This is a genomic window from Halobacillus litoralis (assembly GCF_009856415.1).
Classification (GTDB): Bacteria; Bacillota; Bacilli; order Bacillales; family Halobacillaceae; genus Halobacillus; species Halobacillus litoralis_C.
Window position 1 is genome coordinate 221,869 of record NZ_WMEZ01000002.1, and the last position, 25,689, is coordinate 247,557.

Consider the following 25,689-nt stretch of genomic DNA (forward strand, 5'->3'; position numbering starts at 1 on the left):
TTTTTAGAAATGTGAATCTACCCTAATCCTATTCCCTATTATAAACGATTCACGTCCATTTACATAGTTTTTCGTTGGAATATCAATTTATTGGCAAATGAATCGTGACAATTGTCCCTTCTCCTAAGCTTGAATCGATGTTGAGTTCGCCATCTAACATATCGACGCGCTCCCTCATTCCAACCAGACCGAAGGATTTTTCTTTTTTCTGCGTCGTGTCGAAGCCTTTTCCATCATCTTTAACGACGATCATGACCGCGTTCGACTTCAGTTCTACTTTCACTTTAATTTCCTTCGGCTCCGCATGTTTGACCGCATTTTGTACAGATTCCTGTACCAGACGGAATAGTGCCACTTCATATTTGGTGTCTAGTCGTCGCTCTTTTCCAAACGAAGCAAAAGACATGTGAATGCTTTCATTGTAGTCTTCGATGGTGGCTAAGTACTTCTTAAGCGTAGGAATAAGCCCGAGATCGTCAAGAGCCATCGGGCGCAGGTCGTAAATGATCCTTCTGACTTCATATAATGCAGAACGAACAAGCGCTCGCACGCTTTTCACTTCCTGCATGGCTTCTTCCACCCCACGCTCACGATAGGTGCGGTCAACGAGATCAGATCGAAGCATGACGTTTGCAAGCATTTGCGCTGGACCATCATGGATCTCCCTTGAAAGTCGACGTCGCTCTTCTTCTTGAGCCTCGATGATCTGTAAGCCGAACTCCTGCTTTTCCTTTGCGTCTTCCAAAGCATCACTGACATGTTTGAAATCCTCTGTGAGGTAGTTCAATACGATAGAAATCTTTCCACCAAGGGCTTCTGCACGACCAATGGTCTCTTCTAAATTCCTGAGTCGTCTTTCCAAGTCATCTCTGCGCTCACGCAGCTGTTTTTCCTTTTCCCGTTTCATGGATAACTCCATTTGAAGTTCATGCGTTTGTTCATAAACTTTACGGATCTCTTCTTCTGAATACGTCTGGAACTGTTTGCTGACTTCTGATAAGCGCACCCTTGAAAAACGGACTTTCTGTTCAAGCTTGTCCCCTTCATCAATAAGGGAGATGACCTGCTTTTTTGTGTCAGCTAGTTCACTGTTCAACTTTTCAAACTCATTGCGGGATTCTTCACCAATCTGGAAAATTTCATCCTTACTATTGGTGACCGTATCGACCATTTCACCGATGATATGGTCAAGGGCGATATCCCCAGTTTTTTGTACACTCATCATTAGTCCCTCCATCAATATTCACATACTCATTCGTAAGTCCCATGTCCATTTATGGGGGTGATTTTCAGTAAAACTGTAAAATAATGAACAGCAATCCAACCGTTTGCCGTTTTTTTTACCCATCGATATAATAAAACCTTAGGAGGTTTTGAGGATCATGTTAGAAAGCTATTATACCGTAAAACCAGAAGGTTCAGAAGAAGTGACGATCCAGAAGTCCCGCTTCATCGGCTATGTCAAACGTTGTGAAACCGAAGAGGAAGCCCAGGACTTTATCGCACAAATCAAAAAGAAGCACCATGATGCTACCCACAACTGCTCCGCCTACATGATTGGGGAGAATGACCTTATACAAAAAGCGAACGATGATGGAGAACCGAGCGGCACAGCTGGCGTTCCGATGCTCGAAGTTTTGAAAAAAAGAGGACTGAAGGATACGGCGGTCGTTGTGACCCGGTACTTCGGCGGGATCAAGCTGGGTGCTGGCGGACTGATTCGTGCTTATGGATCTACAACATCAGCAGCTATTGATACAACCGGTGTGGTCAAGCGCCAATTGATGCAGGAGATGAAAGTGAAGATTGAATACCACCTGTTAGGAAAAGTAGAAAACGCCGTAAGGAATTCAACCTACACATTGGAGACGATTAATTACTTGGAGAATGTGGAATTAATAGTATATGTAGAAAGCGGTCTTGAAGAAGAATTCGAACATTGGATGATTGACTTGACTAGCGGTCAAGCTACGATTGAAAAAGGAGACGCTTCCTACGTGGAATTTGATGTCACACCTGAGTAAAGGAGCTCACATCAACATGAAACCCAGCAAGCTTGCCATTTTCATGTGGTCCATCGCTTTCATTGTTTTAATCGGTGTTGGAGCAGCCACAGGCTATGCCGTCTACCTTACCGATCAGGTGAAAGAAACCGCTTCGGAATCCCACCAGGAACTTGACCGGGGAGACAAATCGGAAAAGCGGGTGGAGGTTGTGAATCCAGCCAAAGATCACACGTCCGTTCTTTTTGTAGGAATTGATGACAGTGAAGCAAGGTCTGAAAATGCCTCCCGTTCGGATGCGCTCGTTCTAGCGACTTTTAACGATGACGATAAATCCATCAAAATGCTGAACATCCCCCGCGATTCATTGACGTACATCCCGGAAGTAGGGTACGAGGATAAAATCGCTCATGCTCACGCTTTCGGAGGAATTGATGCTACGGTTCAAACAGTGGAGCGTATGCTTGATGTGCCTGTCGATTACTATGTACGTATGAACTTCCAGTCTTTTGTAGAAATTGTTGACTCTATTGGCGGAATTACCTATGATGTCCCTTTTCCAATTACGGAACAAAACAGCTCTGACCTTGCAGGTGCCATAGAGCTAGAAGAAGGACAACAAACGTTGAACGGAGAAGAGGCTCTAGCATTAGCCAGAACTCGTAAATACGATAGTGACTTGGCGCGCGGAGAGAGGCAGATGGAAATCATTCAGCAAATCTTCCGTGAAACAGCTTCGACCCGTGGCTTAAATAACTTCGATGACATACTGACCTCCGTGAGTGAAAACATGAGTACAAATTTAACATTCGAAGAAATCATTACCTTTAAGGATTACTTCCTCCAAAAAGAAGGGTTCACTTTTGAAAAAATGCAGTTGGATGGAGAAGGTGGCTTTACAGATAAAGGTTGGTATTATCAATTGGCAAAAGAGGATGTTGAAACCACGAGTGAGGAGTTAAAGAATCACCTTGGATTAAGAAACCCTCTTGCATCTGAAGATCCATCCTCAACCACCAGCGACGAACCGGATGATATGGAAGAATCCATGTAAAAAACGGCCTCCTACAAGGAAGCCGTTTTTCTTATTTTTCTTTTGGACCTTTGATCATATTCAAAATCGGTTTATAGTCTTTGCCAATTAAGCCTGTCATTTCTACAATCATCTCAATCATTACCACCAACATGGCAAGGACAATGACCGCACCATACATCGTGGCTTGTGAGAAAATAACAGCGGCTAGGCTGAATAGGGCACTAACTGCATAAATCATCAGAACAGATTCCGGATGACTGTAACCTAAATTCAATAAGCAGTGATGCAAGTGTGATTTATCAGGCGCAGATAAAGGCTTTCGGTGAATGACTCGTCTCACAATCGCAAACAAGGTATCAGAAATAGGTACACCTAATATAATGACCGGGATGATAAAGGAGAACAATGTGACGTTCTTGAAGCCCAGAAGTGCAAGCACACTAATCATGAACCCTAGAAATAACGCACCTGTATCCCCCATAAAAATCTTCGCCGGGTAAAAGTTGTAAACAAGGAATCCAACTGTACTTCCAAGCATCATTAAACCAGCAAAGACGACAAATACATTTCCCATGGTAATGGCCATTCCTGAGATCGTCAGCAGCGCAATGGCTGACACTCCAGCAGCTAACCCATCAAGTCCATCAATTAAATTAATGGCATTGGTTATCCCAACGATCCACAAAATCGTAATCGGAATGCTCAAATACCCAAATTCGATTTGACCGCCAAAAGGCAGGTTGATGAAATCAATTTGAACGCCACCCAAAACAACAACCAAGGTAGCCAATAACTGTCCGCCTAGTTTCACTTTGGCAGATAGCTCTTTAAGGTCATCAAGAACACCAGTAATAATAATGATCGTTGCTCCTATAAATACCGGCCACGTATAATCGCTCTCTGGAAAGAAAAATAAAATTCCTAAAGCAAAGCTGAGATAAATCGCCAGGCCACCTAACCGTGGCATCACATTTTTATGAACTTTACGGTGGTTCGGTTGATCGGTGGCACCAATTTTCACTGCTATTTTCTTGACCAGGGGTGTGATTAGAATTGAAGCGATCAAGCAAAATAGCAAGGCCTTGTACTCCATAAAGATCCTCCTCAGGTTTATTATGTCCTCTCCCAGAGGTCATAAGCTGATATATAATTTCCATATTTGTCTGTATAGTTACAACTGATTTGCTACATATTAACCGTGAAAAATTATATCACAAGAAACCGGTTTTAATTGTAACGATTTAATTACTTTTCTTTAGCCAAACCCCCACGTTTTGAAACATTTCTATGTAAAAAAAACGCTAAATTCCTCCAAAATCTAACCACCGATAAGACGAAAAAATTGACAAGAATCGTTCAAATCATGCAAAATTCATCAAGCACTTTCAGCTTTTCTCATCATAACAGATTGGATTGGAATATTTTACACATATATGAAAATTTACAATCTTTTTTCAAAAGGGAGGTCATGGATATGAGAGAGAGACGAAAATTAGAGCGGTCATTGAAGCCCCATTGGGTGTGGGCCATCGCATTTGGGTCAGCGATTGGCTGGGGAGCTTTTGTACTGCCGACAGACTGGATCAGTCAGGCAGGACCATTGGGTGTTGTGACCGGACTTCTACTTGGGGCCGTACTCATGATGGTTATTGGAGTCAGTTATGGTTTTCTCATTGAAAAATTCCCGGTCACCGGCGGGGAATTCGCTTATGCTTACATTGGATTCGGAAGACAGTTCGCCTTTGTGGCTGGATGGTTTTTGACACTTGGCTACATCTGCATCGTCGCTTTGAATGCATCGGCATTGGCATTACTTACGAAATTTTTATTCCCTGACTTAGTCCGGACAGGAAATCTCTATACGATAGCTGGCTATGAAGTGTCCATCATTCAAATCGCGATTGCAAGCCTTGCTCTGATTGCTTTCGCCATTTTGAACATTCGCGGAGCTAGTTTTTCAGGACAGACCCAATTCGTCTTCAGTTTAATATTAATCGCAGGCATTGTGCTATTAGCGATCGGAGCCATCATCGCAGAGGGGCCGCAAATAGCAAACATTAGACCTGCTTTCCATCCGGAACAATCGACACTCGCTTCCATACTGACGATCTTAGCGATTGCTCCTTTTGCTTATGTCGGTTTCGATAACATTCCTCAGGCAGCTGAGGAGTTTAAATTCGAAGCGAAAAAAGCATTCGGACTGATTATATGGTCTCTGCTAGCGGCAGGACTCGCTTATAGTGCGATGATCCTTATTACAGCAAGCACAATGCCGTGGCAGGAGCTGCTTTTAAACATATCGGAAAACCAGTCTGTATGGGGAACAGGAGACGCCATTGAGAGTTACCTCGGAAGAGCAGGCGTGTGGATCATTGCTGTAGCCGTTTGTATGGGGATTTTTACAGGGCTGAATGGATTTTACATATCCGCTAGCCGACTGACGTTTGCGATGGGAAGAGCAAGGATTTTACCAGACGTGTTCAGAAGATTACACCCGAAATACAATACCCCCTACGTTGGAATCCTTTTCACAATGTTGATTTGCCTGATTGCTCCGTGGTTCGGAAGAGAAGCATTGTTATGGGTGGTAGACATGTCTTCCACAGGTGTAGCCATCGCCTATTTCTTTTGTACGGCAACAGCTTACAAGTTTTTCTCTTGGAAAGAAACAGGACCGGATTCATCACGTACGGCTTCCCCTTGGAAGAAGTTGTTTTCTCTGGTCGGGATGATTAGTGCTTTAGGGTTCTTGGCATTACTTTTACTTCCATTATCCCCGGCATCTCTCGGAAAAGAGTCTTATATCGCTCTATTGATCTGGGTCGCGTTGGGAATTGTTTTCTACGCTTTCAACGCCAGACGTTACAACAGTATTGAACGAAAAGAAATGAACTACCTGATTCTAGAAAAAGAAGAGATATAAAAATTCCCCGCTATCTCTATAGCGGGGAATTTGCTTTAATGACTTTTATTTTTCAAATGATCTTTTACCCACGCAGGTGGACCTTGCTTCGACTTCTTCAAATGAATCTGTGCAAGGACCGGATCATGGTCACTCGCACGACCATCCGCTTCAGAAAAGTCGGCGTTGATATTTACGGTCTCCACTTTTGTGCGTTTAGCCAGGTGATTACTGACAAGGATATGATCGAGCACTTGAGAGTTTCCTTGATAAATGTACGTGTATCGTTCTTCTTCAGGAAGCTCCTCCATCATATTTGTGAGATCGTCCCCTTTGAGGGTCTCAACAGGTGCGGAAAATTCAAAGTCGTTCAAGTCACCTAGGACTACGACGTTTGAATGATCCATACGCTTTTCTACTTTTTCAACAAAATCATTAATCACTTCCGATTGTTTCAAGCGCTGCACTTCACTTCCAAGCACAACCGGTTGATTGGCACCAAACAATCCATCATCACCGCCTTTTGAATTGAAGTGATTGGCAACGACGACCACTTTTTCGCCATTGAACTCGAATTCAGCAGCCAGTGATTTTCTGGAATCGTCAAAGGCTTCATTCGTAGGGTCAATACGTCCAGGGTTCAACGTCAATCCATCTTCATTAACATCTACAGCCGTTGTAGCATCTCCACTCGGCTTGTCTGTCAACGTGACACGATCAGGATTATAAATGAAACCGACGCGGATGTTTCCTCCTGGCTGACCGCCATCCGTTTTATCAAGTGGTGCAATGTCTGTGAATTCATATTCCGGACCACCGGCTTCAACAATCGCCTCGATCAATGTTTGATAACTTTCGTTCGCTTCCACCGTTCCATCATCTGTTGGACCCGTATTATCTTGAACTTCTACAAGCCCGACTACGTCTGGTGTGTTCAAGTTTTCAACCATGGACTCGGCAATGCGTTGGACTTTTTCAGGGTCTGTGCCTGCATGGAAGTTTTCCATGTTATACGTAGCCACAGTCATTTTAGGCTTTAATCCTTTAAGCTCTGCCGACTGCCTCTCTGTTCCGCCATCTTGAAGTTCAGGAAGCTCACCCGCGACACGAATTTTGTAATTGCTGTAGTCGTAACTTACAACACCCGTAATCGACTGTTCGAAGTAATCCCCTGTTTTGGCCTGAACATCGAAGCCATCTACGTCAATAAGCACTCGCTCAGGGTTGTAGTCTTCCGGTGAGATCAACAACCCACCAGCTCTTGTGAAATCCTGATCTTCATTCGTTTCTACATATACAGGGAGCTCATCATATTTAACTGGCCCAGTGACCTTTGGTTCTGGAAGCTCAATAAGCATCCCTTCAAGACTTTCATAAAAATCAAGACCGTCCTGAGCGGGATCGAAGGATTCCATTCCATCATCTTCAATCACTTTTGTCGGTTGTTCCCGGTCAACACCAATGACAATCGGATCAGGTAATGCCTGCCCAGAGGAAGTAACCGTAACCTCATTTGCGGTAATTTGTGTCGTTAATAGATCGGCTGCGTCAGAGTACCCATCTTCACGCCATTCGGTTACTTTTCCGTTCACAGATACGACATCACCAATCTCTACTCCAGAGGAACGTTTATACACATAGATTCCTTCTGATGTGGCGATATCATCATCCGGATTCAAAGACTGCATATAGAAGCCGTTGTTTCCATCGAGCTTTGTTACAACTCCTTCAACACCTTCAACCGATTGTCCTTCATAAGGAGATTTGTGAGCGGCTCCCTGAAGATCATGGATCTCAACATCGTCCAATGCTTTCAAAGCCTCGTATTCAAAAACAGCCACTTCACTCGTTTCGCCGTTCGCACGCACAACAACTGCTTGAACGACCGTATCTTCCGTAATCACAATTGGAGATTCATATTCTGTACTTTCTGCCGTCGGCTCTGAACCATCTAACGTATAGTGAATAGTAGCTTCCGGTTCTGCCGTATTCAACGTAACTTCTGTTCCCTGCACGACCGATCCACCAGCAGGACTTGCGGTTACAGCGAATACTTTTTCAATCAAATCAGATGGTGAACGAGGAACCAGTTTATACTCACTGTAGTTGTAATCGACCACACCTTTTACTTGTTCAAACGTATCCCCTACGCTTAATAGGTCTTCGTTTTGAGGTTGAACTACAAAAGTTCCTTGTTCATCTTGAACAGTAAAATCACCATATTCATTTTTATCGATGACTTCTACATTGTTTACCTGGACAAACTCTCCTTCGATCTCTTCTCCATTCGAATCTGAGAAGGCAGAAGCATAGACTTCTTGTGCATCAGGAACACCTGCTGAACTTTCTACCACTTCTACATTCGCGGAAGAAGCTAGTAGTTGAGCCATTCCAAAGTACTCGCTATTTTCGCCTTGAGCTTCTACACGGTCACCCACCTGGATATTGAGACCAGGGGCACGGACGATGATGCCAGCGGTTTCATCTTGTATGTAAAGGTTCGTCTGTCCGCCTGCTTCAAAAGCTGCTGTTGCGATTCCTTCCACGCGTACAGTTGCTCCATCCTCCATAGCACGGGCTTCTGCAATCGTTTGTAATTCGACTTCCTCTTCCTCAGTTACTTCGTAGCTTCCAAGATAATCGAATGTATCTTTAGCGTACGTATCCCACTCTTCACTGACCTGAAACGCATCGGTAGGATCTTGATCGCCAGTCAAAACTTCAGGCTGTCTCACGAGTGTAACATCATTACCAAATTCATCACGTTTACCAACCTGTCCAATGCTATCCGTGACGCCGCTCTCATTTTTTAAAACTAAAACATCGTCCCCATTAAAATTTGCCACATTACTAGTCAGATCCGTGACAGACTGAATGCTCTCTCCAGCTTGACTATTAGACACAACAAATACTTCTCCAGATGCCAGTGTTCCAGTTAGAGTTTCCGCTTGAGATGGTTCTACACTACCATTGGAATATAGCTCTAAAGTGTACCCAGATAAGTCAACATCTTCACCTGTACCATTGTAAATCTCCAATGCTTTGTTAAAACTCGATCCTTCTACATATTCAGAAATAATCAGGTCGTCCATTCCTTCAGCCTTTGCTGAAGAAGTAGGTATAACAGCATAGCTGAAAACTAATGATACGATTAACAACAGATGAAATATTTTTTTCACAATGCATCCCCTTTGTCTTTAATATAAGTCAGCTCTAGTATATAAAATTCAGAATAGATTTTATATTTATTTTCCGTAAAAAAATGTAAATGTTCCCAATGGCACGTGAAAAAACGACTATTTATAACAGCTCTTTTACAAATTATCCGACAAAAGATGCGTATCTATCGGATGTTTCCAACTGTGGTAAAATAGATAAGCGAGAGGTTAGAAATTGAGGTGTTCTATTTTGACAAAAAGAATCATACGAGTGCGCAGACGTAAAAAGAAGAAAAAAATACGTTTGATTGCCGCTCTATTGTTTTTAATAACCTTAATGGCTGGTGGAGGCTTTTACTATGTAACACAAGTGTACACTGCTGCCTATGAAGGTCTGGACCGAGGAGATAAATCAGATCTGCGGGAAGAAGCGGTCGATGCCCAGGAAGATCCAATTTCCATCCTTCTGATGGGCGTAGAGGATTATTCCACAGCCGGACAAGCCGGACGCGCAGATACCCAAATTGTATTAACACTTGATCCCGACACTAATAAAATGACGATGACAAGTATCCCTAGAGACACACTCGTTGATATACCCGCTTCAAAAGTACGCCAAAAATATGCAGGTTCTCACAAAATCAATGCGGCTTACACGTTAGGTGAAGTGACAGGATACGGCGCAGAAAAATTGACTGTAGAAACCGTTGAAGATTTGTTAGAGATCCCTATTGATAAATATGCTACCGTCAACTTTGAGGGTTTTATTGAAATCGTCGACCTCCTCGGTGGAGTGACGGTTGATGTCAAAGAAGGTTTCTGGGAACGAAGCAGCATAAATTACTATAAAAAGATTGAATTTGAAGAAGGTCCAATGAAAATGGATGGGGAAGAAGCACTCGCTTTTGTAAGGATGAGAAAGCGTGATGTAGCAGTATCCTATACGAGAGATGAAAGGCAAAGACAGTTTATCAAGGCCGGTATTAATGAAGCATTGTCTCCAGGAACGCTATTCAAAGTAGGCGAAATGAAAGATGTCATAGGCAAGAACGTGAGCACAAACCTAACGCCTGGAGAGATGCTCAGTTTAAGAAAAGCCTTCTCTTCCGATCGCACATCTGTGGATACTTCGGAAATAGACGGAGAAAACAAACGTCTCAATGACGGGTTATTTTATTTCGTGCCCGATGAAGAGAGTCTTGAAGAAACGAAACGCGAGTTAAAGAAATCATTAGATCTACCCGTACCTGAAGACAAAACCTACGATGACTCTATAAATTAAGTCAAAAAAAGGACTTCCATTAGTAGTGGAAGTCCTTTTTTTATGCCATTGGTTTAAAAATGAGGATGCCATTCATTCTGCAGAATCGAAACGGCCCTTCATACTTTTCTATAGATGCACTATCTGCGTTCATAATGGCAATATTATGTACCCTTTCCTTCTGGTTCAGTACATTTCTAAACGTATCTTCTGTCAACCGTCTCAAAGGTTCAATCACAATCGTTCGATCAATTCGGACACTATAACGGGCACTTAATGTCAATTCTTGTTGCTCTAATAACAGTTTGGTTAATTGCGGCAAAAGACTACACCCTCTCATCAATCGTACGCAATTTCTTTACCTTCTACTAATATATCTATAAATGCGTTTGTCCGAAACAGCATATGTGACTAGTAATTATTAATTACAAAGGAATATTTAACCAAAAATAATACCCTTTCCATTTATAGGAAAGGGTATTTGTGCTATTCTTCTATAATACGATAATTGGTATGAGCCACAACCGTTCGGTCATATTCGAAATCGATTTCATCTAAGTTGTCCATAATCGTCAAATCTACGATAACGGATTGTTGACATTGACTCGGAATGACTTTGCCTTTGAAAATGATGTCGTTTCTCTCGAAAGTTACAATTTGCCCTGGAGTGGCAATGCGATCATCAGGTTGTATCATATCTCTCTACCCTTTCTCTTCCTCGTATTTTGAATAAACTTTACAATAAATTAACAAACAATTCAAACAAAACTTTTACAATATATGTTACTAAATTCGACAAGATTATACAAGTAAAACAATAGTAAGTTTAATAATTTTGTCTGGAGATATATACAAGATGATGAATTCATCCAAAAATTGGGGGTTTTTTATGGCATCTCATATTAAGAAAACAAAAAAGATTATTCTTCTATCCTTCCTATTATTTATTTTATTCCTATCCGCAGCGGTGATGACACCTCTTCTCCTAGGTCCAGAGTTTTTGATGGCTGAAGATTCTATGGAATCCTCTAAAGAATATGATGCAATCATTGTGTTGAGTGGAAGTGAGCAACGTCTCGATCATGGTGCTGAGCTTTTCGATGAAGGATCGGCAAGTCATATGATTTTGACGAATTCTACGGAAAGTGGGACAACTCCTGAGGAAGCCTTAGAAAAAGGCATTCCTCAAAATGCTATATTCGAAGAACCTTCTGCCACCAGTACATATGAAAATGCGACACTCTCGAAAGATATTATGGAGGAAGAGGGTTTTGAATCCGCTCTTGTGGTCACTAGTGATTACCACTCCCGGCGTACAAAGATGACATTTGATGATATTTACGACAACCAGATAGAGCTGGACTACTCCTTTGCCTCTTCTTTCTTCAATCCTTCTGATGGAATGACGGAACACGAAAAAAGGATGACGTTCGGCGAGTATGTGAAAATAGGGGTCTATTGGTTCCGTTTACTCTTAGAGTAAACGGAACTTTTCTTTCTTTTCAGACATTTAATTATATTGCCCTATGGACAATGAATGTCGACTCCTTTATCATGAAAGCGATTTCACTTATAATTTTGAAAGGATGGGATTCGTTTGATAGAAAAACGTTGGATTTGGCTGATCGGTATTGCTCTTTTATTTTTGTCATTTGCGCAACCGTTTGCATCAGCCTATGCAGATGCCAAAACGTACAATGATGTTGTTTTGCGTGGGAACGCTCAAACCTTAGATTGGAGTTCGAATGACAACCCACTAAATTACAATGAAGAAGAAAGAGTATGGCTCAGTGGTCCCATTCCATTGGAAGGTGGAAAAGTGACAGAGTTCAAGTTTGTTTATGATGGAAATTGGATGCCTGGATCAAACTTGACATACACAGCTCCACAAGATGCGGAGTACATTTTCGCTTTTCACCCGGAAAACGAACGCAAAGTCGACATCCGCCTCGCTGATACTTACGAAGCAAGTGTAGAGCTTGAGCTCACCGTCCCTGAGGGAACGCCGGAGTGGGTGACTCCTACAGTCGCTTCAAGCAAAAATGACTTCCATTACACAGCCGCACCTATGACGAAAACCTCTGAACATACGTACACAACTAAAATCGTAGGACAAGCGGGCGAAGAAGTTTCTTATTTTTATAGTCTTGCCGGGGAATCTTATAAGGAAGAACGCTCCGAACCTCGTACAGTGACTTTATCCACATCTGGTGACACCAAAGAAGATACGGTCACCCAGTGGAAAAAAGTCCCTGTCGCCCAATCGGTGACTCATGATTATTACCATACCCCATACGTACCTGATCACCGTGATGATGTAACCGTGAAAGTCGAAGTCCAGCATTTTGGCCCGATCGACAAAGGGGCCATCTATTACACAACGGACGGCTCAACTCCAGATGGAAAACGCGGAGAAGCGATCAATGGACAAACCGTTCCTTTGAAAGTGACCGAAACATCTGAGAATGCCGATGGATTGAAAACATCGATCATGGAAGGGATTATCCCCTCCCAGAAAAAAGAAACACGCGTAAAATATAAACTCGATGTCTGGAATTCTAACAGTGACGGCTCTCAATTTGCTGATAACAATGTGTTGAGTTCTGAAGAAGCCACCGAATTCGCCTATTATGTAGACAACTATGAATCTCCGGAATGGGCGAAAGAAGCGGTCATTTATCAGGTGTTCGTCGACCGTTTCCGTGACGGAAGTACAAAGAACAATACATCTGTTGATCCTGACCAGCCTTACGATGAGCAGTTAAAAGGCTGGATGGGTGGAGACCTTCAAGGTGTCCTTGAGAAAATGGATTATATCGAGAAACTTGGGGTGAATACACTTTGGATTTCACCAATTTACGAGGGGCCGTATTCCCACGGGTATCACCCAACAGACTTCATGAACATCGATCCTCGTTTTGGGAGCAATCAACTCATGAAAGAGCTTGTTGATGAAGCACACAAACGGGATATGAAAGTCGTTTATGATCTCGTGCCTAACCACACATCCGATCAACACGACTTTTTCCAGAATGCTTTAGAAAAAGGTCCTGACAGTCCTTACTATGATTGGTACACATTTACGAATCACCCGGATGAATACGATACTTTTTATGGCATTCAAGAGCTTCCTGAGTTGAACAACGACAACCCAGAAACGCGCGAATATATGCTTGATGAAGTCGTCCCGTTCTGGATGAATGAAATCGGTGTCGACGGGTTCCGTTTGGATTATGCCAAAGGCCCAAGCCAAAGCTTCTGGGTCGATTTCCGTCATAAAGTAAAATCACTCGATGACGATGCTTTCATCTTCGGAGAAGTTTGGGACAACCTCGATACCATCTCTTCCTACAAAGGGAAATTAGATGGGGCGATCGATTTTGAAACGCATTCAGCAATTACGAATGCCTTCATTCAGGATGGTTCAGTAAACGCACTAGCGTCGTCTCTCGAGGAAACCTTCGGAACTTATGGCGATGAATTCGTTGCGGCAACCTTTTTAGATAGTCACGACATGCCGCGCTTTTTGTTCGAAGCTGATGGAAACGAAGAGACGTTGAAGAACGCTGCTGCGCTTCAGTTTACGTTACCTGGCGCACCAATCATCTACTATGGAGATGAGGTTGGCTTGTCCCAGAGTGGTGACCATAATGAGGTGGACGAGTGGAAAGACCGCTATTACCGTGAGATGATGATTTGGGAGGAAGAAAAGCAGAACAAGGAGATTCTCTCCCATTACAAAACGTTGATTGATGCAAGAAATGACCAGCCTGCCTTGACACATGGAGATTTCAATATCATCTACTCTGATGATGACGTCCTTGTCTTTGAACGTACGGTGCCACAGGACAAAGTACTTGTCGTCATGAATCTGGGTGAAGAGGACCGTAATCTGGATATCATCGACCTCTACAACCAGCAGACACCGAACAAAGTACAGCTCACTTCACTTCTTGACAAGGAAAAGCTGAAGAGTCATAAAGGCACGCTTGAAATGACGAGCGTAGCTGGTTCTGTTGCGATTTATGATGTCAAAGGGAAATTGCGCTATGAGGCTCCTTCAGAAGAAAAGAAATACAACAAAGTCGTGTTGCGTGGATCTGCACCGTTCGACTGGTCCAGTGATGCCAACATGCTGACCTTCGATGAAAAAGATAACCTTTGGAAAAGCGAGCCGGTCGAATTGACCGTAGGAGAAACGGTGGAATATAAATTTGTCCGTGACGGCGAGTGGCTGGAAGGCGATAACCTCCGCTTCACACCCGAAACAGATGGCGAGTACATCTTTATCTTCGATCCGCAAAACGAATACCAAGTGACGGTGGAACGAATGCAAGCTTTGGATGAAGCCTCCTGACAGAAAAAGCTTCCTACTTTTATGAGTAGGAAGCTTTTGTTATTTATGATAATCCCATAAGATCTTCCATTCCCCTTTTTCCTCTGCCACATAAACATCCTGGTGCAACCGGAAAAGACCGTATTTCCCTTTGTACGTTTGAATCACAGTCGTTTGATAAACGGGCGATAGAGGTTTAGACCCTTTTTCCATCGTCCATTGATCAAGTTTCTTTAAATCTCCCATCACAAACTCAAAACTTTCTACACCGAAGTGATTCATGAACACATGCGCACGATCTTGTATGTAAGCCCCTTTTCCAAATTTACCTTTCATTTGGGAGTGGAAAAGCTCCCACGAATCGGAAAACTTCCCTTGTTGTTCATGCAAATAAAATTGCTCGATGGCACTTTCTGCACGCTGGCCGGGCCGAGTCATGAAAAAAATCGTGAGGACGATCGCAAGGATAACAATCAAGCCTAAAACAAAGATGAAAATCATTGGTGAACGGCTCCGCTTCATGTGATTCCCTCCCCTACTTACCTTATGCAGGGGAGAAGAAAAAAAGAAAAGCCTGACTCTCATTTGAGTCAGGCTTTAAACATCAATAAGGATCTGCATCGTGTCCTTTTTCTTGTGCTTCTTCTACGGCATCCGCAGCTCCTGCACTTCCGATCGGAGAGCCTCCCTGTTTCGGCAGCTTTCCTTTTGTCGGAGTGATTTCACTGGCTATTTCTTCGTTCATGTTTCCTGTGTTCATGCCGAGCCCTTCCACTACCCGTTTTCCATAATCCTCATCACATTGGGAGAAAAGAGAAATCATTTTCTTCTGAATGTGAGGCTGGCATGGTTTCAGGGAAGTCACGAGATTCATGATCAAATCATCCCGCTCCCAGTCTTTTAAAAGTCGGTAGCGTTCGCCGGCTTGCTTGAAGTTATTTTCGCGATCGATCGGCTCTTTCTTCAATTTCCCTTCCGCATATGGCTGATGCGGTTTTGATTTCGGTGTTGCTTCTTCCAAACCATTTAGAGTGGAAGGTTCATAGTTCACATGGGGATTGGCATCCTTGGGCCGATCTGTGAAGTAGGACATGTTTCCACCTTCATAGTTGGTCGCAACATGCTTCTTCGGTGCGTTTACCGGCAGCTGTTGATAGTTTGCCCCCACACGGTAGCGCTGTGTATCAGAATAAGAGAACGTACGCCCTTGAAGCATTTTATCATCGGAAAAGTCGAGACCGTCCACAAGTACCCCTGTACCGAAGGCTGCCTGCTCGATTTCATTGAAGTGGTTGTCCGGATTTTTATTGAGCACCATTTTTCCTACCTTTAAAAATGGAAACTGATCCTCCGGCCAGAGTTTTGTATCGTCGAGAGGATCAAAATCGAGTTCTGGATGTTCATGATCCTCCATGATTTGAACACAAAGCTCCCACTCTGGATAGTCGCCACTCTCAATCGCTTCGTACAAATCTTGTGTGGCATGATTGAAGTTTTCGCCCTGGATTTCGTTCGCCTCTTCTTGGGTCAGATTTTTGATCCCATGCTTCAAAGGCTCCCAGTGGTATTTGACGAGGACCGCTTTTCCTTCCTCATTCACCCAGCGATACGTGTTCACACCTGACCCTTGCATTTGACGGTAGTTCGCCGGAATTCCCCACGGCGAGAAAAGGAATGTCACCATATGCATCGCTTCAGGCGTCTGGCTGATGAAATCAAATATCCGCTCACTGTCCTGGATGTTCGTGACAGGGTCCGGCTTGAAAGCGTGGATCAGGTCCGGGAACTTCATCGCATCACGAATGAAGAAAACCTTCAAGTTGTTACCAACCAAGTCCCAGTTCCCGTCTTCGGTATAAAACTTCACCGCAAAGCCCCGCGGGTCACGCAACGTTTCCGGAGAACCAGCCGAATGCGTCACTGTCGAAAAACGAACGAGGACAGGGGTTTGCTTTCCAACACCAGAAAAGACTTTCGCCCGTGTATATTTCTCCACAGGTTCATCCCCTACTTTTCCATACGTCTCAAAGTACCCATGCGCTCCGGTACCACGTGCGTGCACGACTCGTTCAGGTACACGCTCACGATCGAAGTGGGAGATCTTTTCTATAAAATCATAGTTCTCAAGCGTCGCCGGACCACGATTGCCGACCGTTCGCAGATTTTGATTGGTTCGGACAGGATGTCCCTGTCTCGTCGTTAACGTCTTTTCATTCTCCTCTTCAGAAAAGCGCTGATCTTCCGCCCCTCCTGGTCCTTGTTCATGTTTATCCATACTCTTCCCTCCTCAGTTGTATAGGAAGAGTTTTTGCTGAGTTTAGGTTTTTTATTCCAATAGAGGAAGTGAATTTGAGGGTGGAAGGATATTAGCAGCTTTCGTGGATATATTAGCGACTTTTGGGGTTTTATTAGCAACTTTCGAGATTTATTAGCGACTTTTAGGAATATATTAGCAGGTTTTGGTGTTTTATTAGCGACTCTTAGAATTGATCAGTGACTTCAGAACTTTTAACAGTGATTTTTAGTACAACTTCCCACAAAAGAAAAGCTTAGAGCAAAGTGCTCTAAGCTTTTATGATTAACCTTCGATATAATCCTTCAGCTGAGTGATTCGCTTACTCATGCTGCTCGGACTAACATCATATTTCGTCGCTACGGCTTTTTTCGTCACCTTCTCAGGTTCTGTGCGGAACTCTTGTGATGTACGATAAATGTGTTCAAGTGCAGCAGAAACCACTTCCGGTTTACGGAACGTCGGATCTTCTTCCTGTTTATAAGAGAGCCAAGCTTCACGCAACCTCTCGAAAGTTGGTTCTGTTTTCAGCTCATCATCAACAAGATCGAGCACGTCATCTTCCCCTGTAGCTGGAGACTCTTTTTCTTGCACCTCTTGGTCTTCCAAGGATTCTTCAGAAGCATTCATATACATCCAGCTTCTCAACTGCTCAATAAGTGTTGTCTGCATGTAGGCATGAATAGATTCATAACCAGATTGCTGGGATTTCTCCTCTACCATTTGCTTGAAAGTTTGGTAGGATTCCTCATAGTTTGGAATTGCAAGCGGTACGAAGTTGAAAATCGGTCCCCACTTCAGTACAACCCCAATCACATATGGCATGTGCTGATAATTTTCTTCCTTCAATGGAATGCCATCACGCTTCACTTCATACGTTAGACCACTCCACACATCTTCAACTATGACGGTCTGTTCGGACTGAACCTCCTGGATATGGAAAACACTTGCAAGTGGTGATTTCCACGCTTCCATAGACGCTAAAGTGGCTGGACGGACGATTTTATCCTGTTTCTTTTCAAAGAATTCGTCGTAAAGCGTCGTACCATCTTCTTGCTGCTCCATAAATACACCCTGAACCATACGGAAAGCGGCTTCCACTTCTTCCTCTTGCGTTACACGCTCTTCGTTAGGCGTAATATTCGGATAGTTACGGTTCACATAGGCCATGAAGTGGCTGTAATGGCCTTTCAACTCTTCATGAAGGCTTGTGGATCCCACGCCTTCGTCTGTCTTATTCATACAGCATTTCTTATATTTCTTCCCACTGCCACATGGACATGGGTCATTTCTTTTTACCTTACTCATTCATATCCCTCTCTTAACTCATAAACGTTCAACTCTACTAGAGTACCGAAGATTGAGCCAACATGCAAAAAATCAAGGAAAAAAGAAGGAGGAAATAATATACAGACCAGGTCATCCAATATTTGGATGACCTGGCCTTACAATAAATGGGTATTATAGTCGCACTTATACATCTCTTCTTAATGCGCTCAGCACATCTATTCTTGTCGCTTTTTTGGCTGGCTTGAGTCCAGAGAGCATCGCTACACCGATACTGAGTGCCACACAAATCAGCGCTAAGTAAGGAGGGATATAAGATAACTGAATGGCTTCTTCTAATGTCTGGTCGAACACTTGCTGAATGATTAAAGGCAGCAGCATGTTTATTCCTACACTCACAAGATAGGCGATGACTACACCAACAAAAGCCCCCATCAACCCAATATAGCCACTTTCCATTAAGAAGATGCTGCGAATCATTTTAGGGTGGCCACCAATGGCTTTCATGATGCCAATATCCTGCGTCCGTTCTGTTACTGCCATGGACATCGTATTGTAGATGCCAATCGACGCAATCAGTAAAGCGATCGTACCCACGATAACCAATCCTATTTTGATAACAGCAAATACAATGTTGACCTGGTCTAATTCCTCTGTCACAGAATAGATCTGATACCCTTCATCTTTCAAGTTCTGTGAGAGCTTTTCCACCTGTTCCATGTTTCCTGCAATCACTTGGACATCGCTGTACACCCTCTCTTGACCCTCGGACTGTAAGGTTTCAATCTCATTTTCTTTCATGTCGGGGTGAAGGGTAGCACCATAGGCTGTTCCTGTGAATGCTTCAATATCCGTCAACACAGATTCCGAAATGTAAACATCGTTACTAATTTGCCAATCTCGCGCAGGTTCCTCCATAACCCCAACTACTTCTACTGGGAAGGTTTTGGTCTCCCATTCGTCACCCTTGTACTGCTCAACTTCAATCTCGATCGTTTGATTTAATAATCCCTCATCCATCCGGTACTTTTCTTTTACAAGACCATTTTGATTAAAAATCTGATCCTCTGATTCTTCCTCACTCTTTTTATATAAAAGTTGATCCAGGTGGTACCCGATAAGAACTTCATTCTCTTCTTGCGGCATACGCCCCGTTGATAGATTCAACCCTGATTCTTTTTCTGATAGAAAATCTACAACACTAATCGTTGAACCGCCTGAATAGTCATCATAAAGAACATCCGTTTCTGTCCGCAACTGAATTTTGTGAGAGACAGCCTTTACGTTTTCCATCGATTCAAAGGTTTCGATGTCCTCCTTAGTAATTTCAGGACTTTCCCCTTCTTCCATCGACTGTTTTCCATAAACCGTGACTTCCGTGATCGCCCGGTCCTGCATAATGTCGTTAACGATAAACTTTTGGGCACCGAACCCAACAGATGCAAGGACGATGAGAAATGCACAACCGATGGCTGTAGCAAGAATTGTCATAAATACGCGTGATTTATTTTTCTTCATGCTCTGTCTGATAAATTGGAATCGGTCTTTCCATTTCATCGAAACGCCACCTCTCTATCCGCCGCCAAACGCCCATCCTCAAGACGGATGGTCCGCTCAGCTATACGTGCCACTTCTTCATCATGAGTAATGATGACAAAAGTAATATTCTCTTCTTTGTTCAACTTTTGAATAAAATCCAGCAACTCCTTCTCTGTTTCCTGATCCAAACTCCCCGTAGGTTCATCCGCTAAAATGATCGGCGGTTGGACAATGAGGGCCCGAGCTACGGATACACGCTGCTGCTGTCCACCGGATAGTTCGGATGGATAGTGATCGCGAAATGCTTTAAGTCCGACTTTGTCGAGCATTTCATTAACTCTTTTCTCCCGCTCCTTTTCAGAAACACCTTTCATTACTAGTGGAAGTTCGATATTCTGGTAGGCGGTCATACTGGGAATCAGCTGAAAGCTTTGGAAAATGAACCCCAAATGATTCGCTCGAAACTCAGCCCAGGCAGATTCCTTATAGTCTGTCACTCTCTCATCAGCTATGAAAATATCACCTTCCGTCGGCTTAATATAACCGCTCATCAAGTTCAATAATGTTGATTTTCCGGAACCACTCCGTCCTACAATTGATACAATCTCACCCTCTTTCACCTCAAGATTGATATCTTTCAAAACAGAAACTTCCTGTCTATTATTCTTTTTTCCTACAAAAAACGAATGAGACAACTTCTCCACTTTAATCAATGGTCATTTCCCCCTTCATGTTAACCTTCTACATACAAGACGAAAGAAGCCCCAAAAACATTTCATCTTTTTTGATAGTCGGTAGAAAATTTAGGCTCTATTTCCCAATTTAGGTCCATCATTAATTGGATGAATAATGTGACTCTTAGTCACATGTAAAAAAATGTAAGACCTGGTCACCCAAAACTTAGATGACCAAGTCTTACATTTTTTTACATTAACTCACACCTTTTACGTTCCAACAAAACACCAAAAAAAACCACAGCTGGAAGGTTAGCCTTCGAGCTGTGGTTTGATTGCTTTTGTAGAGGAGCGATATTTGATATCGAAGGGAACTATGATCCGCTTCGATGGTTCCTCTTTATTTTTCACTTTTTCAATCAGACACTTGGCTGCCTGGCTGCCGAGTCCATGAATATGGATATCGACGGTCGTCAACGGAGGCCTTGTAATTTCTGATAAGTACACATTGTTGAAACTGACGATTGAGATATCGTCAGGTACGCGTTTCCCGAATTCCTCAAGCATATTCACAACACCGATACTCATGAGATCATCGGCGATCACAATGCCTGTTGGTGGTTTAGGAAGGGCGAATAATTCATGCACCGCCTGACGCCCACCGGACTTCAGGAATTCTGTATGAATCCTGTACTCATCCAAGTACGGCAATCCCGCCTCTTCAAGAGCCAATTCATACCCCCGCATACGATCGATGGTCACAATTCGGTCCTCGGAACCACCGATGAATGCAATACACTCATGGCCCATTCCGATCAGATGATTGGTAATTTCCTTGCCTGCGCGAATATTATCATTATCCACGTGTGTAATTTCATCCACACGTGCTGCTGGTTTCCCGACGATGACAAAAGGAAAATCCTGTTCCAGCAGAAATTCCATGATTGGATCATCCACCTGTGAATAAAGAAGGATGATGCCATCTGTCCGATTGCTGAATACCATGCGCTTGACGGCCTCAAGCATTTCTTCATCTGTTTCTCCTGTACATAAGAGCATCGAGTAATCAAGCTCATGAGCGACTGCACTGATTCCACGCAATACCTCTGGAAAGAACGGGTTTTGGAGCGCTTTGTCTGCACTGGAAGGCATGACGACACCGAGCGATTGCGTCGAACGGTTCGCCAGGTTCCTTGCATTGGCATTCGGATGATACCCCATCTCTTTCATGGCTTTTTTTACTCGCTTTTTCGTGGCTGGGCTGATTCTTGGATGGTCTGCAATGACACGGGACACGGTTGAAGGAGCTACTCCCGCCGCTTTGGCCACTTCTTTAATGGTTACCGCCATAACTTTCACCTTCTATTTACATACTATGTCCATTGTATCATGAGGACGCTTTCATCTTCTTTTTATTAAAAAAGGAGAACCGGAGGGCTGCTCCGCTTCTCCTTCCAACATATGTCTTCAAGGTTATCCCTTCGTGCCCCCTGCTGTCAATCCAGTTACAAAATATTTTTGCAAGGACAAGAACAGCAAAGAAATCGGTACGGCGATCAATACAGAACCGGCAGCAAACAATGTGAATTCATTTCCGAACTGATCGGCAATCATTTCATAAAGCCCAACCGCAAGCGTGAATTTATCTTCCGAACGCAGCAGGATACGAGCCAGGATAAAGTCTGTGAACGGAGTAATAAAAGTAAACAGACAAATGACCGCGATCATCGGCTTTGCAAGCGGCATAACGATCTGCCAGAAAATACGCATGTTCCCTGCACCGTCCATACGAGCGGATTCATCCAACTCTTTTGGAATGGTGTCCAAATACCCCTTCATCAAGTACGTATTCATCGGAATCGCTCCACCTGTGTAAACGAGAATCAACGCAAGGTGGGTGTCAAGCAATCCTGTCAAGTTTGCTAATGCATAGATGGCAATCAATGCAGCGAAGTTCGGAATCATTTGCAGGATCAAAAAGGTCATCAAACCATTTTTACGACCGACAAAACGGAACCTTGAGAAAGAGTAGGCGGTCATGCACACGAGCGCGACAGAAAGCAGCATCGTCAGAACACAAATTTTAATTGTATTCCAATACCAGATCAGATAGTCGCTTTGTGCTGGGTCGAACAATTCTTTATAGTGTTTCAATGTTGCATTCTCCGGAATGATCGAGGAACCTGACAAACTGTTCCCCGGGTTAAAGGAAGATCCGACAATCCATAGAATCGGGTATAGGATAATCGCGATCATAGCCAAAATTACAATGTACGAAAACGTCAGCTGTAACGCGCGTTGTTTATTTTTCATATCACATCATATCCTCTTCTTGGAATGATTTCGTTCTTCTGAACTGCCACAAAGCTACGGTAATGACGATCAAGGAAAGGATCATTGTAATCGCTGCCGCCTTTCCGTATTGGGCAGAGGTCATCGTCAAATTGTAGATCCAGGAAATCAAGATATCTGTTCCACCCGCATTCTGGTTAGGAACAGCCGGACCTCCTCCATTGAAGAGGAAGATGACATTGAAGTTGTTGAAATTGAACGTGTACTGGGTAATCATGATCGGTGCTGTCGCATACAGGACGAGCGGCAGAGTAATGCCTCTGAACTTCTGGAATATGGAAGCGCCGTCAACATCGGCCGCCTCATACAGTTCATTCGGAATCGACTGCAGCACCCCTGTAACCATGGCGAAAATGAACGGGAAGCCTAGCCACGTCTGGATCATGATCAAAGCAATTTTCGTATACGTTGGATTTGTAAGCCAAGGAATATCACCTAGTCCAAAGACAGCCAGAATATCGCGGTTGATTGTACCGAACGTTTCGTTGAACATCCCTGCAAACACAAGAATCGATACAAAGGCAGGCACCGCCCATGGCAGAATGAAAATCGTACGGATCGTCTTTTGGAAAATGATTCCCTTCTGGTTCATCAAAACGGCAAGGAAAATGCCGAGAGCAATTTGTAATGTCGTCGCTCCAAATGTCCAAATCACCGTCCAGGCCAATACACTGAAGAACGTATCACGCCAAATTGGAATATTGAAAATCTCGACAAAGTTTTGGAAACCGACCCAGTCAACGAGATTCGCAGGTGGTGAGTGATATAAGTCATAGTTTGTAAATGATAACAAAACAACGAATAAGATCGGAAAAATAACGACGAAAACAAGCAACAGGAATCCCGGCGTCATCATCAAGTAAGGGAAGCCCCCACCTACCAGGTTTTGATACTGTTGTCTAATAGAGTTTGGTGCTTCGTTAAGGTCTCTTTGTTTTCCCACTTTAAAAGCATCTCTTAAGTTAAACGCATAAACACCTAATCCCAAAATGGTGACGATCAAAGTCAATATTCCTTCTACGAGCAACACGATGGAATGATCGTAATTGGGATCGGTTCCAAGCGTAATCAGACCCCAAAATCCGAATTGCAGCAAGTCGGAAAAGGCTATAAAAAAAGAGGCCATTAAAATGAAAAAAGCAGAACCTTTGAGCCACTGTTTATTATAAAACTGTCCAAAACCAGGAATGATCGAGAGCGCTAAAGCAATCTTACGGTGATTGGTCATCCCATGAGGATCTTGTTTTTTATTTTTCTTCGATGGACGATGGCTTCCCTCATAGTTGGACTTCGGTTGACGTTCCCCCATGTTCAATCTCCTTTCTAACTATCCAGCACTTTTTAAGACTTCTCATTGATAAGGAAAAGCCATACCCGACAGACGGGTATGGCTCTGCCCGATCTTAGTTACCTGAGTGATTTAACTCAATTTGTGTTTTGATCGTTTCTTGTGCTTCAGTCAACGCATCTTCCGGCTGTGCTTTACCTGTCGCTACAACTTGTAAAGCTTGTGCCATCGGCTCCCAAACTTCTCCCATTTCTGGAATGTTCGGCATTGGAACCGCGCGCTCAGATTGAACAGCAACCGCACGTGCTTTTTCGTTATCCGCAATGATTGGATCCTCGATCAATGATTTCACTGGAGGAATTTCATTCGTTTCTTCATAACGGATTTTCGCGTTTTCTTCGTTCGTGATCCACTTGATCAACTCTGTCGCCCACTCTTTATTTTCAGAAGCTGCAGACAAGTGCCAGCCTTTCACACCAACGAATGTTTGTGGGTATTCACCATTCGGAAGTTTCGGAAGTGGCGCAACGCCGTAGTCAATTCCAGCTTCGTTTAGTGCCTGATACGCCCATGGGCCGTCCATCATAGCAGCAACGTTACCTTCTTGGAAAAGACCATCTTTCGCAGATCCGCCGCTTTCGCCAACGATTCCGGATGGGAAGACTTCCTCATACCATTTCTGGATATACTGGGCACCTTCAACAGCGCCTTCGTTGCTCAAACCAAGATCTTGAGGATTCAAAGCTCCACCTTCTTCACCGAAAACATAGCCACCATAACCAGCCATGATGGAGTTACCGAAGTAGAAGTTATCCCATAGAGCTAAGAAACCGTATTGGTCACCACTATTGAACTCTTTAGAGAATTCGAATAGTTCATCAAAGTTTTCAGGTACTTCTGTCATATGTTCTTTGTTATAAATGAAAACCGGTGTTTCTGTAGACTTTGGAAGTCCATAAAGGTTTCCATCGTATGTTTGTGCTTGGATGGAAGCTTCTGTATAAAGATCTGTCACAGAGCTGTCCACTTCAATTGGAGAAAGCAGACCTTCGATTGCGAACTGACCGATTTGGTCATGTGGCAATGTCAAAACATCAGGGCCTGTCCCAGCCGGTCCATCAAGACGAAGCTGTTCGCCCATTTTCGTAGCCATATCCAACTCTTTGAATTCTACTTCAATGCCATGTTCCTCTTCGAAACTAGCAATCGCAGGCTCAAGACCGACACCTTTTTCTTTATCTTCCCAAACGACAAGCTTTTCAGGTTTTTCAGGCATGCCGTCCTCTGAGGATTCAGAAGATGTATCATCACTACCAGAATCTCCTCCACTCGCTTCCTCTTCACGATCCGGCGCACACGCAGCCAGCATCGCAACTGTAAGAAAAGCGATAAACAATAAGCTCAACCACTTTTTCATACTTAACTCCCCCTAATAGATTCCTAATGGATATGCCACACAATCTAGTGAAACCGATTGCACACATCTTGATTCTAATTATACAAACTAAAAATAGATTTGCAAGCGTTTTCTTGTAAAATATTAAAATTGTGTTTCACTAT

Annotated in this window: 20 protein-coding genes; 6 read left to right on the forward strand and 14 right to left on the reverse strand. The window is 43.4% G+C overall.

What is annotated here, in order from left to right; translation table 11 throughout:
- Positions 1 to 82: 82 nt before the first annotated feature.
- On the reverse strand, positions 83 to 1,222 hold the full coding sequence (locus GLV98_RS06800) for a sensor histidine kinase (RefSeq protein WP_160913400.1): 1,140 nt from the start codon (positions 1,220 to 1,222) through the stop codon (positions 83 to 85).
- A gap of 160 nt (positions 1,223 to 1,382) precedes the next feature.
- On the opposite strand from GLV98_RS06800, the gene GLV98_RS06805 reads away from it, so the two are divergent.
- Together GLV98_RS06805 and GLV98_RS06810 are read left to right on the forward strand one after the other, a co-directional pair.
- On the forward strand, positions 1,383 to 2,024 hold the full coding sequence (locus tag GLV98_RS06805) for a YigZ family protein (RefSeq protein WP_160913403.1): 642 nt from the start codon (positions 1,383 to 1,385) through the stop codon (positions 2,022 to 2,024).
- Between the two features lie 16 nt (positions 2,025 to 2,040).
- Positions 2,041 to 3,057 carry an LCP family protein gene (locus GLV98_RS06810; protein WP_160913405.1) on the forward strand — a complete coding sequence of 339 codons (1,017 nt, stop codon included), beginning with the start codon at positions 2,041 to 2,043 and terminating at the stop codon, positions 3,055 to 3,057.
- A 31-nt stretch (positions 3,058 to 3,088) separates the two neighbouring features.
- Here GLV98_RS06810 and GLV98_RS06815 read toward each other — a convergent pair whose 3' ends face one another.
- Entirely contained in the window at positions 3,089 to 4,132 is a 1,044-nt protein-coding gene (locus GLV98_RS06815; RefSeq protein WP_160913407.1) for a glycosyltransferase family 4 protein, read from the reverse strand.
- Positions 4,133 to 4,513: 381 nt separating this feature from the next.
- Between GLV98_RS06815 and GLV98_RS06820 the strand changes: the two genes are divergently transcribed.
- On the forward strand, positions 4,514 to 5,962 hold the full coding sequence (locus GLV98_RS06820) for an APC family permease (RefSeq protein WP_237417060.1): 1,449 nt from the start codon (positions 4,514 to 4,516) through the stop codon (positions 5,960 to 5,962).
- A 35-nt stretch (positions 5,963 to 5,997) separates the two neighbouring features.
- Here the strand turns inward: GLV98_RS06820 and GLV98_RS06825 are convergent, their stop codons facing one another.
- Positions 5,998 to 9,120 carry a chitobiase/beta-hexosaminidase C-terminal domain-containing protein gene (locus GLV98_RS06825; RefSeq protein ID WP_337193725.1) on the reverse strand — a complete coding sequence of 1,041 codons (3,123 nt, stop codon included), beginning with the start codon at positions 9,118 to 9,120 and terminating at the stop codon, positions 5,998 to 6,000.
- A 229-nt stretch (positions 9,121 to 9,349) separates the two neighbouring features.
- On the opposite strand from GLV98_RS06825, the gene GLV98_RS06830 reads away from it, so the two are divergent.
- On the forward strand, positions 9,350 to 10,381 hold the full coding sequence (locus GLV98_RS06830) for an LCP family protein (RefSeq protein WP_237417061.1): 1,032 nt from the start codon (positions 9,350 to 9,352) through the stop codon (positions 10,379 to 10,381).
- Between the two features lie 40 nt (positions 10,382 to 10,421).
- Here the strand turns inward: GLV98_RS06830 and GLV98_RS06835 are convergent, their stop codons facing one another.
- Together GLV98_RS06835 and GLV98_RS06840 are read right to left on the reverse strand one after the other, a co-directional pair.
- Positions 10,422 to 10,682, reverse strand: a complete 261-nt coding sequence (locus GLV98_RS06835) for a hypothetical protein (protein ID WP_160913412.1) — start codon at positions 10,680 to 10,682, stop codon at positions 10,422 to 10,424.
- Between the two features lie 164 nt (positions 10,683 to 10,846).
- Positions 10,847 to 11,056 (reverse strand): YkvS family protein, encoded by a 210-nt coding sequence (locus GLV98_RS06840; protein ID WP_089651290.1) that lies wholly within the window; start codon positions 11,054 to 11,056, stop codon positions 10,847 to 10,849.
- 193 nt (positions 11,057 to 11,249) lie between these two features.
- Here GLV98_RS06840 and GLV98_RS06845 point away from each other — a divergent pair, with 193 nt between their 5' ends.
- Entirely contained in the window at positions 11,250 to 11,843 is a 594-nt protein-coding gene (locus tag GLV98_RS06845) for a YdcF family protein (RefSeq protein ID WP_160913414.1), read from the forward strand.
- Between the two features lie 114 nt (positions 11,844 to 11,957).
- Entirely contained in the window at positions 11,958 to 14,717 is a 2,760-nt protein-coding gene (locus GLV98_RS06850) for an alpha-amylase family glycosyl hydrolase (RefSeq protein ID WP_202409948.1), read from the forward strand.
- A gap of 39 nt (positions 14,718 to 14,756) precedes the next feature.
- Here the strand turns inward: GLV98_RS06850 and GLV98_RS06855 are convergent, their stop codons facing one another.
- The 9 genes from GLV98_RS06855 to GLV98_RS06895 form a co-directional block, all read right to left on the reverse strand.
- Positions 14,757 to 15,218 (reverse strand): hypothetical protein, encoded by a 462-nt coding sequence (locus GLV98_RS06855; RefSeq protein ID WP_160913416.1) that lies wholly within the window; start codon positions 15,216 to 15,218, stop codon positions 14,757 to 14,759.
- Positions 15,219 to 15,300: 82 nt separating this feature from the next.
- Positions 15,301 to 16,971: a catalase gene (locus tag GLV98_RS06860; protein ID WP_160913418.1), complete on the reverse strand. Its 1,671-nt coding sequence runs from the start codon at positions 16,969 to 16,971 to the stop codon at positions 15,301 to 15,303.
- Between the two features lie 303 nt (positions 16,972 to 17,274).
- A complete protein-coding gene (locus GLV98_RS06865; RefSeq protein ID WP_160913420.1) occupies positions 17,275 to 18,297 on the reverse strand; it encodes an SEC-C metal-binding domain-containing protein in 1,023 nt (340 codons plus the stop codon).
- 165 nt (positions 18,298 to 18,462) lie between these two features.
- A complete protein-coding gene (locus GLV98_RS06870; protein ID WP_160913422.1) occupies positions 18,463 to 19,833 on the reverse strand; it encodes an ABC transporter permease in 1,371 nt (456 codons plus the stop codon).
- Positions 19,830 to 20,528, reverse strand: a complete 699-nt coding sequence (locus GLV98_RS06875) for an ABC transporter ATP-binding protein (RefSeq protein ID WP_160913424.1) — start codon at positions 20,526 to 20,528, stop codon at positions 19,830 to 19,832. The genes GLV98_RS06870 and GLV98_RS06875 overlap by 4 nt, the downstream gene beginning before the upstream one ends.
- Positions 20,529 to 20,801: 273 nt before the next feature.
- On the reverse strand, positions 20,802 to 21,839 hold the full coding sequence (locus GLV98_RS06880; protein WP_160913426.1) for a LacI family DNA-binding transcriptional regulator: 1,038 nt from the start codon (positions 21,837 to 21,839) through the stop codon (positions 20,802 to 20,804).
- Between the two features lie 123 nt (positions 21,840 to 21,962).
- The gene (locus GLV98_RS06885) at positions 21,963 to 22,802 is read right to left on the reverse strand and encodes a sugar ABC transporter permease (protein ID WP_160913428.1); all 840 of its coding nucleotides are present in this window, start codon (positions 22,800 to 22,802) and stop codon (positions 21,963 to 21,965) included.
- Position 22,803: 1 nt separating this feature from the next.
- Positions 22,804 to 24,069, reverse strand: coding sequence for a carbohydrate ABC transporter permease (locus GLV98_RS06890; protein WP_160914466.1), 1,266 nt, complete (start codon positions 24,067 to 24,069; stop codon positions 22,804 to 22,806).
- 175 nt (positions 24,070 to 24,244) lie between these two features.
- On the reverse strand, positions 24,245 to 25,546 hold the full coding sequence (locus GLV98_RS06895; RefSeq protein WP_160913430.1) for an extracellular solute-binding protein: 1,302 nt from the start codon (positions 25,544 to 25,546) through the stop codon (positions 24,245 to 24,247).
- Positions 25,547 to 25,689 lie beyond the last annotated feature (143 nt).

Coding starts and splice junctions, on each gene's coding strand:
- GLV98_RS06845 (WP_160913414.1), top strand. CDS start 11,250: ATGGCATCTCATATTAAGAAAACAAAAAAGATTATTCTTCTATCCTTC.
- GLV98_RS06855 (WP_160913416.1), bottom strand. CDS start 15,218: ATGAAGCGGAGCCGTTCACCAATGATTTTCATCTTTGTTTTAGGCTTG.
- GLV98_RS06815 (WP_160913407.1), bottom strand. CDS start 4,132: ATGGAGTACAAGGCCTTGCTATTTTGCTTGATCGCTTCAATTCTAATC.
- GLV98_RS06870 (WP_160913422.1), bottom strand. CDS start 19,833: ATGAAATGGAAAGACCGATTCCAATTTATCAGACAGAGCATGAAGAAA.
- GLV98_RS06860 (WP_160913418.1), bottom strand. CDS start 16,971: ATGGATAAACATGAACAAGGACCAGGAGGGGCGGAAGATCAGCGCTTT.
- GLV98_RS06820 (WP_237417060.1), top strand. CDS start 4,514: ATGAGAGAGAGACGAAAATTAGAGCGGTCATTGAAGCCCCATTGGGTG.
- GLV98_RS06810 (WP_160913405.1), top strand. CDS start 2,041: ATGAAACCCAGCAAGCTTGCCATTTTCATGTGGTCCATCGCTTTCATT.
- GLV98_RS06890 (WP_160914466.1), bottom strand. CDS start 24,069: ATGACCAATCACCGTAAGATTGCTTTAGCGCTCTCGATCATTCCTGGT.
- GLV98_RS06805 (WP_160913403.1), top strand. CDS start 1,383: ATGTTAGAAAGCTATTATACCGTAAAACCAGAAGGTTCAGAAGAAGTG.
- GLV98_RS06880 (WP_160913426.1), bottom strand. CDS start 21,839: ATGGCGGTAACCATTAAAGAAGTGGCCAAAGCGGCGGGAGTAGCTCCT.
- GLV98_RS06800 (WP_160913400.1), bottom strand. CDS start 1,222: ATGAGTGTACAAAAAACTGGGGATATCGCCCTTGACCATATCATCGGT.
- GLV98_RS06840 (WP_089651290.1), bottom strand. CDS start 11,056: ATGATACAACCTGATGATCGCATTGCCACTCCAGGGCAAATTGTAACT.
- GLV98_RS06885 (WP_160913428.1), bottom strand. CDS start 22,802: ATGAAAAATAAACAACGCGCGTTACAGCTGACGTTTTCGTACATTGTA.
- GLV98_RS06865 (WP_160913420.1), bottom strand. CDS start 18,297: ATGAGTAAGGTAAAAAGAAATGACCCATGTCCATGTGGCAGTGGGAAG.
- GLV98_RS06895 (WP_160913430.1), bottom strand. CDS start 25,546: ATGAAAAAGTGGTTGAGCTTATTGTTTATCGCTTTTCTTACAGTTGCG.